This window comes from Paenibacillus caui (assembly GCF_019904135.1).
Taxonomy (GTDB): Bacteria; Bacillota; Bacilli; order Paenibacillales; family Paenibacillaceae; genus Fontibacillus; species Fontibacillus caui.
The window spans coordinates 1-11111 of sequence record NZ_JAIOGQ010000054.1; the positions used below are offsets into that span (position 1 = coordinate 1).

At 44.5% G+C, this 11111-nt stretch carries 10 protein-coding genes and 2 pseudogenes; 7 read left to right on the forward strand and 5 right to left on the reverse strand.

All coding sequences use genetic code 11. From position 1 onward, the window contains the following. Positions 1-509: 509 nt before the first annotated feature. Together K7397_RS20460 and K7397_RS20465 are read left to right on the forward strand one after the other, a co-directional pair. Positions 510-1139 carry a transmembrane-type terpene cyclase gene (locus tag K7397_RS20460; protein WP_475600036.1) on the forward strand — a complete coding sequence of 210 codons (630 nt, stop codon included), beginning with the start codon at positions 510-512 and terminating at the stop codon, positions 1137-1139. A 323-nt stretch (positions 1140-1462) separates the two neighbouring features. Continuing rightward, on the forward strand, positions 1463-1825 hold the full coding sequence (locus K7397_RS20465) for a winged helix-turn-helix transcriptional regulator (RefSeq protein WP_223070443.1): 363 nt from the start codon (positions 1463-1465) through the stop codon (positions 1823-1825). Positions 1826-1837: 12 nt separating this feature from the next. Here the strand turns inward: K7397_RS20465 and K7397_RS20470 are convergent, their stop codons facing one another. The 3 genes from K7397_RS20470 to K7397_RS20480 all read right to left on the reverse strand — a co-directional run bounded on the left by K7397_RS20470 (position 1838) and on the right by K7397_RS20480 (position 4948). Beyond that, a complete protein-coding gene (locus tag K7397_RS20470) occupies positions 1838-3304 on the reverse strand; it encodes a hypothetical protein (RefSeq protein ID WP_223070444.1) in 1467 nt (488 codons plus the stop codon). 460 nt (positions 3305-3764) lie between these two features. Then, positions 3765-4364 carry an NAD(P)H-dependent oxidoreductase gene (locus tag K7397_RS20475; protein ID WP_223070445.1) on the reverse strand — a complete coding sequence of 200 codons (600 nt, stop codon included), beginning with the start codon at positions 4362-4364 and terminating at the stop codon, positions 3765-3767. Continuing rightward, entirely contained in the window at positions 4361-4948 is a 588-nt protein-coding gene (locus K7397_RS20480; protein ID WP_223070446.1) for a short chain dehydrogenase, read from the reverse strand. Before K7397_RS20480 ends, K7397_RS20475 begins: the two co-directional genes overlap by 4 nt. A gap of 358 nt (positions 4949-5306) precedes the next feature. On the opposite strand from K7397_RS20480, the gene K7397_RS20485 reads away from it, so the two are divergent. Beyond that, complete coding sequence (locus K7397_RS20485; RefSeq protein ID WP_223070449.1) at positions 5307-5708, forward strand: CHRD domain-containing protein; 402 nt, start codon at positions 5307-5309, stop codon at positions 5706-5708. 487 nt (positions 5709-6195) lie between these two features. Then, positions 6196-7569 (forward strand): annotated as a pseudogene (locus K7397_RS20490) (sugar porter family MFS transporter); the annotation flags it as partial. A gap of 486 nt (positions 7570-8055) precedes the next feature. Here the strand turns inward: K7397_RS20490 and K7397_RS20495 are convergent. Beyond that, positions 8056-8454 (reverse strand): DUF5360 family protein, encoded by a 399-nt coding sequence (locus tag K7397_RS20495; RefSeq protein WP_223070448.1) that lies wholly within the window; start codon positions 8452-8454, stop codon positions 8056-8058. Positions 8455-8628: 174 nt separating this feature from the next. On the opposite strand from K7397_RS20495, the gene K7397_RS20500 reads away from it, so the two are divergent. The 3 genes from K7397_RS20500 (at position 8629) to K7397_RS21725 (ending at position 10841) form a co-directional block, all read left to right on the forward strand. Next, on the forward strand, positions 8629-9210 hold the full coding sequence (locus K7397_RS20500; protein WP_273545663.1) for a TetR/AcrR family transcriptional regulator: 582 nt from the start codon (positions 8629-8631) through the stop codon (positions 9208-9210). A 61-nt stretch (positions 9211-9271) separates the two neighbouring features. Next, positions 9272-10108, forward strand: a complete 837-nt coding sequence (locus K7397_RS21720; RefSeq protein ID WP_237691095.1) for an SDR family oxidoreductase — start codon at positions 9272-9274, stop codon at positions 10106-10108. A gap of 28 nt (positions 10109-10136) precedes the next feature. After that, the gene (locus tag K7397_RS21725; RefSeq protein WP_237691096.1) at positions 10137-10841 is read left to right on the forward strand and encodes an alpha/beta fold hydrolase; all 705 of its coding nucleotides are present in this window, start codon (positions 10137-10139) and stop codon (positions 10839-10841) included. Positions 10842-10999: 158 nt separating this feature from the next. Here K7397_RS21725 and K7397_RS22100 read toward each other — a convergent pair. Beyond that, a pseudogene (locus K7397_RS22100) lies at positions 11000-11111 on the reverse strand (group II intron maturase-specific domain-containing protein); the annotation flags it as partial.

Here is an 11111-nt window from a genome sequence, read left to right on the forward strand (position 1 = left end):
CCAAGTTGTTCTCCTTGATGAAAGCCCGTAGTTGTTCTTTTGACCAAAGTCCCATGTATTCTCCCAACCTTTCTATTACTTCCATTTTACTGGGTTTAGGAGTTTACACAAACTATTTTACAGACTCGCATGGGATGCCATTTACCATTTTTCTTTTTCCTGCATTTAAATCCTGCGTAAGGAAAACTAACATTAATAAGACGTATTATTCATGAAAAATATTGCTTAGATACTGTTTTACAGCACCACTTGTGTCCATGTCCATATATTATCTTTTCCATGCAGCCTTTTTAAAGTAATTTGCAGGTTTATTGTAATTGAATCTAATTTTTCTACTGCTAATTGTTGAAATTAACTAACATATAATGTTTATAAATATAACACAATTCCTTCTGTCATGAACTCTTCTATGGCGAACCGTGCTCTCCTCTTCCGATTCGAATAAGTAGATCAACCCCTTCATAAAATGAAATATTCCTTTAGGAGGGAGATGTGATCCTGAACCGATGATGGAACACCTGTTACCATTCGCGATCGAGCGGCTGCTTCAATTGGGTCTCGGGTTTTTCTGGACGATGACGTATATGTTAATTATCCTGAAAGGGTTCCGCGACCAATCATTAGGAATGCCTTTTGCTGCGCTATGCGCCAATTGGGCTTGGGAACTATTGTTTTTCTTCGTTTTTCCTTTCGAACCCTTGCAACAGGCGATTAATTTCATCTGGCTCAGTCTCGATTGCATCATGGTGGGACAATTTCTGATCTTTTCAAAACGGCAACTATTCCCAAGCCGGAATCTGAAAACGGTCATTTTGCTCTCCTCACTGGCTCTCTCCATTCTGCTAATCCTTGGTATTACTGTTGAGTTCCATGACTATATCGGCCGATATTCGGCTTTTGGCATCAATCTCATGATGTCTATCTTGTTTATTCGAATGGCGCGGACCCAAGGCGTGTTGGGGCAATCCGTTGCCATTGCCTGCACCAAGATGATCGGCACGCTGTGCGCCTCTCTCTTGTTTTATTCCTTATATCCGGATTCTTTGCTGCTATTGATTATGTATGTATCTATACTTGTGCTCGATGTCTTTTACTTCATATTAATTTGGAAAAAGACCAGAAATCGCACCGAAAGTTGAGCCTGAATACTATTGAAGCGATTTCATTTCCTGTAATGGATAAATCAGTTTTATCCTGTCTTGACAATGTTTTTTTGTTTGACAGAATAGGGGGTTTATTCCATAATAAAATCCATACTAAACAGGTATGATTTGTAGGAAGTGGAGTCGGACGTGTCAAAGTTCAAAGCATCTTTAAGAAAGTCATTTGGGATAGGAACATTAGCAGTTCTTTTATTGTTGGTGGTTGCAGGATGCTCCGGATCTGTTGATCTTAATCCTCTTTTGCTATAATTCAATGTAACACTAGTTAAATAGTCAGTTTAATGAAATGAGGGAACGCCATGATCAAATTCAGAAACCAGGAGTACGCGTGCACATCTGAAATTACGCTCGGGCTCATCAGCGGGAAATGGAAAATTTTGATCCTGAGCTATTTGTCCCACAAGACCTGCCGCTTCAACGAACTGCAGAAGCTGATGCCCGAGACAACACAGAAAATGTTGACCCTGCAATTGCGGGAGCTTGAGAAAGACGGGCTTATTATCCGAAAAGTGTACGCCGTTGCTCCGCCCAAGGTCGAATACATGCTCTCCGATTTGGGCCGGCGGCTGATTCCGATGCTGACCCAATTGTGCGAATTCGGTGCGGATTACGTTGACAGCTTTTCGTTCGACCATTCCGTTCCTCGCGATCAGCACGCCTGAGAGGGGCCGATGTCAGTCGGTCCCCCGCACCGCCCCGTCAAGCAGAAACTTCGCACCAAACCCTTTGCCCGATTCGCGGGCTGATCCGAGCGCCGATCCCGCAGCACCTTCGCTGGCGACGACATTTTCCGGATACAACTTGCCGAGCAGAGCCCACTGCACCAGCGGATTTCCATACGCGGCAACCGAATGAACGCCTGCCCCGGCCGTTACGAGTCCCGGCAAGACCAGGATCGACTCGGCCTCATGGACAGGCAGGTCATCCCGATCCCGGCCCGAAGTGTCCGGCTGCTTCGCATCAGGATTCTCCCGCCGCGGCCGGTACAGGTAGCGGTGACCTCTTAGCGCCTGCCCGAGATCCACGGCGTATTGCCTCTCGGGAGTCGGCAATATCAGCTGAAGTTGCACACGGCCGGAATCGGTTGCGACGGGGACGAGGCCAGCTTCGTGAATGGCTGCAAGAGACGGAGGCGAACTTGACGAACCGGTCCGCTCCGAAGGAGCGGATTCCAGCTTGCTTCGCTGCGCGGCATAATAATCGTCCAAAGCATAGTCGAATGCCGCCGGCTCCGGAAAATCGGTCATGCCCGCCTTGTACGTCCAGACGGGATGCCAGCGGAGAAGCGCCTTTGAAGCGGCGGCGATCGGCCTCCCGATGGAGGCGGGAAGGATGGTGCCGAGACGATATTGGAACCCGTATCCGGAGGCGGAGAGTTCCGGACTCAGCACCCGCTGGGCATAGCGAACGATCGCCTTATGCGGAATTTTTCGGGTCAACAGTACGGCCAGAAATTCGTTGCGAGCTTCTTCCAGCCACCGCAAACCTCTTTCCCGATCGGTTCCCTTGCGCTCTATAGGCACTTCTTCCCAATTTTCGAACGGAAGCAGCGCATCCCTGAGAAGGATGAGCTGATGAAGATACTCATTGAACAACTGCATCACAGCAGGACTACCGGAAGGCCCGGTCAGCAAATGGACGACGTCTGGAGTCCATAAATGCTGGTCGCATCGGCTCCTCATGGTGAGGGTGCGCTCTCCGTAACGCTTAAGCGCCGACGCTTGCTTATCTTCTTCCCTTGCCCAATTCACGATAGTTTCTCCGATGCGTTTGGCCTGGTCGGACAACTCGGAACGGGAATCGTCCTCGTGTTCCGCCTTCAGTTGTTCCAGCGGCAGGACCGCCTCCCTTCCGGCCGTCGCCAGGCTTGACTGAAGATTGTCCAACAGTACTTTTGAGTTGGCTGCGCCGCCGAGTTGGATGCCGATTGCGGCGAGAATGATCCCGGCCTCGCGCACGATGTCCTTTGCCCTGTAGACTCCTTCGGGGAAATCCCATTCCCACAAGTCCGGCAATTCTTCGACTGCATGCAAGTACTCGTTATTACGATGCGATATAGGGTTGCTTATACGCGCTTTAAGATCAAGGGGAGTTCCCCATGCGATACTCCAGTTTCCCGAAGTCAGTCGATATGGAATCATGCTGCACCTCGCTTTCCTTTTGCTCATTATAAAAGCAGAGGCGGACATTTGAACAGAACGCACTTTTTTGTTTCGATGGACCCGTTTGGTGCGGTAGGAACAAAATTGAAACCTCGAAAAAGGGGCAGAAGGCCCAGAATATTTTACAGTGGATATGGTTAATCATAAGTTCTCTTTTTAACAACTTGTCTGCATCATTCAAGCCCATTCCATTAATGCTGCGGTATATTACCCACGCCACAAGGCTGTCGAAGGCGGAAGACACGTCGCGCACCGAATCCGGCTTTAGGTCCGAATCGATATCGATTGTTTAATGAACTGTCAATCACTGCTCTTGAGATTGAGCTAAAAAAAACACAACAGATTACAGCCATCCGTTGTGTTCATTGAATATCGTTTCCCGTTAGACTGGGGTTAAAGAAAGTACTTTTAAGGAGTTAGCGATTATAACCCCCACATGCTACTCCTCTGTTTTAAGTACAATGCCTTGTTCCTCCATCCGGGCCAACTGTTTAGCAAGCCGGTTACGGTGATTTAAGTCCTCATTTGTAATATGAATAACATAGTTTTTAGCACTTTCAAACGCAGCTTTGTCGTCAATATCTCCAGTGCTATACTGGATATAGTGCGGAAGAAAATCCATGCCTGTAGTATTTGCAGTTGCTTGGAGCGGTCTTGTAAGTTCGCTGATGGTGAAGTGGTTGTATCCGCCAGCACGGTAAGAATGCTCCGGCCCCCCGACTGAAATAGCCAATACCAATTCCTTGCCTTGAAGTGCTTTACCGCCTGGTCCATAGGCCCATCCATAAGCGAAAACCTCATCGATCCACCTCTTCAGAAGAGGGGGTGTGCTATACCAGTAGAATGGGAACTGAAAAACGATGCGATCATGGGTTAATAATAGCTTTTGCTCAAGCGGAAGATCAATAGGCTGATGTGAATAATGTTGGTAAAGATCATGGACCGTCACATTCGGAATATTTTCGAGTTCTTGTTTCCATAGACTGTTCATTTTTGAGTTACTTAAGTTAGGGTGAGCAATCAAAACCAAAATTTTCATATAAGAACCCTCCCTTGCATGTTCCCTTCGATAGCCTCTACGTAAGATTGAGCAACGACATTAGCCGCTGTCCCTTTTGCATCATCCATTCCTAATATCTTCAAGGTTTCTTTTACCCAACCGGGACTTACAACATTGGCCCGAATTCCTCTTGGGAGTTCGAGAGCTGCTGCACGCACAAAACCTTCAAGGCCGTAATTGACTATATGGCCAACTGAACTACCCGGGAGAGGTTCTTTAAAGGTGCCGCTTGTGAGGGTGATGGATCCATGATCATTCAGGTTGTTTATTGCTCGCCGGAACAATTCCACTTGTCCGGTCAGTTTTTTCATGCCGAACGTAAAATCATCGTCCCATTGAGCGGAATTTAGCGGGGTTAGTTTCCCGCTTTGAGCCGTACAAACAACCGCATCGACCTTGCCCACTTTAGTAAATAGTTTATCAACTGTGTCCATATCATCCAGGTCTACCCTGATCGAACTGTTTCGGGATGCACTTATGACTTCATACTTTGGTTCGAGAGCATTAACAACTGCTGATCCGATAATCCCGGTTCCGCCAATCACAATGATTCGTTTATTCACCCTGCGTACCTCCCAAACATATTTTGCTTGCACATACAAAATATACATTATTTTTAAAATCTGTCAATTTTGAATTACGACAGTTGGTGTTTATGCTTCACGATGGAAAAAGGGGAATGAATTAAACGCGGTGTGATGACCGTATAGAGCTTTAAACTCCACTTTTTTTGCCCATCGGCAGCATCGTACGGAAAAGCAACGCGCTAAGCCGGGATCGCCCGCGTTTCGTGATCGTGAACTTGCCTTTCTTCTTCCCCGAACTGTTTTTACAAAAAAACTATTCTACCCTGGGCGGGTGAACAATTCCCCTCCTTCTACACAGAATAAAATACTGTATCAACGAAGAGGGGTGAGGAATATCAGAACGTTTAGGGCTTTCTTGAATGGAAGAAACGAAGTACCTCCTGTAAGGACAATTGCTACAGGAAATGCAATTCTTCGGCTTAACCGTGCCGGTGATCGATTATCATTCAGGCTTGTCATCCGAAATATAAACCGGGTAACCCAAGCCCATATTCATCTTGGGCGAAGAGGCGAAAACGGTCCAATTGTCGCCTTTCTGTTCGGCCCGTCGAAATTTGGAATTTCCGTAAGACGGGGAGTGATTCGAGGGACTCTGACTCGCAATGATTTAGTCGGTCCTCTTAGAGGAAAGACAATCCGCGATCTGGTCCGTGAAATGGAAAGAGGCAATACTTATGTCAATGTACACACCGTACAAAATCCGGATGGAGAAATCCGCGGCCAAATTATTTCTTAAATCGTGCATGAATAATTAAAAATCGACGCGTTCCTCACGGGAGAGAGGGCCTACACGTCGAGTGCAGAATCGACCCGCTCTTACAAGTAAAAAAGCATCGATCCAGTGGATCGATGCTTTTTGCATGTTGTATGGCAGCGAATCCTGGGTCAGCAAATCCACAGGTTCGCCGCCGCAGAATGATTTCACTGGTTTGAAAGTGTGACTAATTACCTGAACTGCTTTCTACAAATACTGCAGTATGTTGCCGATAAGATTAATACAGCATTTGGTCTGAATGAAGATAGGTTTTATATATCCTAAGATTTGATAAATTTGACCATGAATGGGAAGATTATAGTATTGATGCGATGCCTCGGCATTGCGGATATCCGCATAAAATTTAGTTGGAATTTTAGCAACTTTTTTACAAATAATATAGAGTGTTTCTTTTTGTCAGCAACTATTATACAATTAATAACTTGGAGAGAACTATACAAAGGAGAGAACCATGAGCGCATTAAAACAAGAAAGAAAATCGCTTTCACGGTATGTGGTATTTTATTCAATCATTGCCGCGATCGGCGGCTTTTTATTCGGATACGATACAGCCGTCATCTCAGGTGCAATCGGGTTTTTGAAAGTCAAATTCGACTTGCAAGCAGGCATGCAGGGCTGGACGGTCTCTAGTCTGATTGTAGGCGCCGGAATTGGCGCTGTATTTTCCGGAACACTCAGCGACAAATTTGGACGAAAAAAATTGCTGCTCACAGCCGCCATATTTTTTGCCATCGGCATGTTGGGTTCGGCGCTCTCAAATCACATATTTTTCCTCGTTATTGCCCGGATCATCGGTGGCCTTGGCATTGGCATTGCTTCTAATGTATCCACCTTGTATATCGCGGAAATTTCACCGACCCATATCCGTGGACGTATGGTTTCTATATACCAATTGTCAGTGGTTACGGGGATATTTGTTACATTCTTCATCAACGCGACCATTGAGGGATTGGGAAATGACGCATGGGACGTATCGACGTCTTGGCGTTGGATGTTCGGCTTTGCTGCAGTGCCGGGATTCCTGTACTTGTTTCTGCTTCTGCTTATTCCGGAAAGTCCCCGGTGGTTGATGAAGAAAAACCAGAAGGTTCGCGCGCTGGATATTCTAGAACGGATGAATGGCAAGAAAGCCGATAAAGCAGAGCTTCACGAAATCCTGAATCTGCAAGAAGATCAGTCCGTTTCGTGGAAGGAACTGTTTCAGTCCTCCCTGAAACTCCCCTTCATTATTGGGGTTGTACTGGCCGCCCTTCAGCAAATTACCGGGATTAATGCGATCATGTACTATACCCCGGAAATATTGAAACAGTCGGGAGCAAACACGGATTCGGCGCTGATTCAAACCGTTCTGGTGGGTGTCGTCAATTTAGTGTTTACGCTAATAGCGCTCTGGATCATCGATAAAGTCGGCCGGAAGGTTCTTCTGGTTGCCGGCGGCAGCGTTATGACGGTCTGTCTGTTCGTTGTGGGATACGCCTTCAACGCCGGCCACTTATCGGGATATTGGATCCTGTTCTTTATTCTCTTGTATGTGGCAGCTTTTGCCGTTTCCTTCGGTCCGGTCGTTTGGGTTATGATTTCGGAGATTTTCCCCACAAGAATCAGGGCCCGCGCAACGGCGGTGGCAACACTGTGCTTATGGGTGGCCGATTTCCTGGTTTCCCAAACTTTCCCTATGCTGCTTGATAGTATCGGAGCATCGGCAACGTTCTGGCTCTATGCCGCTATTTCCGCTTTCACCGTATTCTTCTGTGCGAAATTAATCCCGGAAACGAAGGGGAAATCGTTGGAACAAGTCGAACTGCTCTGGGTGAAAAATTAGGTCTTCTCTACAAACGGACAAGCAAGGAAAGTCGTACCCTTGTCTTTTCTTGCTTCCGCCGCCTCTGGGATGCATGAAGCTTGATCTTCTGGTCTACAACACCTGACTCTCCAACAATGAGACCAGTATGGCAATCAGCTCAAGATCAAGCTTCAGCTTCTCCAGTTCCTCCAAACTGACGAGCAGAGTCGCGTTGTTGATACTGCTCACAATGGTGCCCTACGACTGTTTGTGATCCGCCGCACGTCCCCGGAAATGTTTTTTCTAGCGTTACATTCTCGCTCTTAATGTTACCCTACTTAGAGTTTTGAAAGTCATTCGACTGCTTAGCTGCTTTAGAGAACGGAGCAAAATAAAAAGCAGCCATCACAGAAGATGATCTCCCGATAACTGCTCTCTCAATTTTGAACCCACATCGAAAAACCGGCGCTCTTCCCGAAGTCGGCAGCACATCCGATCCGACAATTTAGAAATTTAATAATCTTTTTATATCGAATATGCAGCATGCTTAATCAATTTGGGCAAAAAGAACAGTGGATATAGAAGAAGGATTGCATTAGGCAACCACCACCATAGATCGAAATCATGTCGAAATCCCCAGAAAGCAATGGCCTGTAAACCTGAACAGAACGTCAAGCTTAAAGAAACGATGCAAAAGGACGACCATAAACGCAGTTGTTTTTTGTATAAATAAAGACTCGTTAAGCCTGTTAGGGATATCAAGAGATCGAGCGGGATGAAAGACAAATTCCAAGCCACCGTAATTTCGTTGTCGTAATCTTTATAAAGATATTCCTTTGGCAGTAATTCAAGATAAATCATAAGCCAATATAAAACAAAGCCGATATCCGTGACCAACATGGATACCTTTAATCCTTTTCCCATACCATCATCGCCCCAGTACCAAATTGTATTGGAAAATATATAAATCTATATATTTTCCTCGTTTTCCAATTTACCAAAAATTATTGTGTAAATCAACACAAAGTAGAGTGACAGTTTTGATGTCACCCTAATAAACATTTGACAATACAATAACTAGTACTTTATAGTACTAATATGATTAAAAAAATAAAAAATTCAAACCGTGAAATCGTTCTTGAAGTCGCTACAAACTTATTCCTGAAAAAGGGATATCTGGTCACCAGCATGGATGATATCGTTGCAGAAAGTAAAGTTTCAAAAACAAATATTTATTATTATTTTAAAAGCAAAGAAGAACTTTTATCCGCCATTATTGATAGAATTGTTCAACAGTACCATGAACTTATTTACGGCATTACCTCTAGGACAGACCTTCCAGTTCAAGAGCGTATTGCATTATTAGTTCATTTGCTAACTGAGCAAGACGTTGAGTGCCTAGGAGGATGTCCTTTTCTTACACTGTACACTCAGACATCACAAGAGGCTGGATGGATCAGAGAAAAAATCAACCGCTTCTTTCAAGATCAAATCATTTCACTTGAAAAATTAATCATAGAAGGAATTCAAAATAAAGAGTTGAACGATCAATTACCCCCAAGACAAACAGCAGCATTAATTGTTTCAACCATTGAAGGCGGGTTATTTCTACAGCACGCAACTCATGATCCATCCCTTATTCAAGATGCTATTCATTCTTTAGCCTTTATGCTAAAGTAATTTTTTTTGCTTTGAATTAGTACTGTATAGTACTATAAAATGAAAGGTGGAACCTATTTAGATGGCCAACATTTTTATTACAGGCGGCACCGGCTTTATTGGGAAGAATATTTTAAAACAACTTTCCCCAGAAAATCATTCCTTGATGGTCCTTGTGCGATCGCGGACTAGATTCGATCAAATCATAAAGCAAATGGGTTTAGAAAACGTACAGACCTTAACGGCAGTTTTAGGTGACTTGACAGAAACTTCCTTAGGTTTAAATCATTCAGACCTTGAGCGAGTTTTGACAGCAGATATCATCATTCATGCGGGAGGGCCGATGGATATTCTGCTTAAAGAAGATCAGGCCCGTCAAGTCTTTCTTCAAGCGTCAGATCAAATTCTTTCCCTTGCGAATCACATTCATGAAAAAAAGGGATTAAAGCATTTCGTTCATATCGTCGGATATAATAGTCCGTTTAACGAAGAGAACATGAACTCTCCTGAGCGTATAACCGCTCTATTGGATCCTATACCTCCTTATGAAAGAATGAAGTTTCTTTCGGATTTACGGATTAGACAAGGAGCTAAACGATCAGGCTTTCCGCTTTCCGTCATCAACCCCAGCGTGGTTATCGGCGATTCGAATACAGGAAATACAGAGCAAACCGGCGGACTTGGCATCTTAATCGATTCCACTCGAAGAAACTTAATGCGTATTGTACCCGGAGGGAAAAAGTATTGGCTGCCTTTAGTTCATGTTGACCACGTTGCCGCATTTGTGTCCGCTTTAACAAAAGAAGAAAATCCAAAAAGCCAAACCTACTTTCTCTTGGACGAACAACATCAAAGTCCGAATATGCATGAATTGATTACGACGATATCAAAGGAATTGCGAGTAAAAAAGCCAACTTAAGTCTGCTTCTCCTCTTATCTTGTCTAAAATGTTAGGCAGCCGTTTAGGAACAAAACTGAGAATCCCCAAGGAATCCTTAAGTTTTATCAAAAATAAACCATATCCGGTTGATTCAACTCGGCATCATCATGAGCCTAACGTGATTGAAGGTCACATAAACGCTGTCATTCAAGCGATCTTATCACATAACCGTCGAGTAACATTAGTCGGCCATTCCTATGGCGGACTTATCGCAGCAAAAGTCTTGGAGAAGATTCCAGATCGCATTCACGCTATTCATTTATTGCAACCTGTCCTTCATCCCGTATCGAAGCGGTACAAAAGCTCAACCCTAACAAAGAATGTTCTGCAATTCATTACGGAATCCACTTTTAAAAAGATGCTGGTTTCACAGACTTGTTTTGCCGACTATTCCGAAATTCCACAACACTATGTTACCTATGTCCTGGAAGAACTCAACTCACCAAGAGTAAGAAAAACACTTGCTGAAACACTAGCTTCATTAACTCATAACCAACATTACTTGTTAAATTTTCAAGCTTGGCCAAAAGATAAAGTTTCTATCTTGTGGGGTACTAAGGATCATATGTACCATATTCCAAGTCAATTCAGTCATTTTAATATTATGCAAGTTCCTTATGGTCACCATTTTCCAATATCTCATCCTGAAATGACGGCTCATCTATTAAAACAATTAATGATTTGTGAGAGTGACGAAGAAAGTCTGTTATAACGCTCCTGTGGCCTGAATCAAAAGTTGTCCTGTTAATCGGTTTATGCTTTGGGAAGGCGGATGCAGAAGTACATCTTTAATCGAGTAGGAGGGGGCGGCTAACCCCCGTCCTCTCACACCACCGTACATGCGGGTCCGCATACGGCGGTTCCAAAAGGTTAACGAAGTTCCAAATAACGAGAAAGCAAACTTTTCAGCCCTTTCGCTTCCCAGAAAGAAGTCGGAAGGGCATTATTTGTGTTTCGAGACATTTCCCATGCACCACGCCGG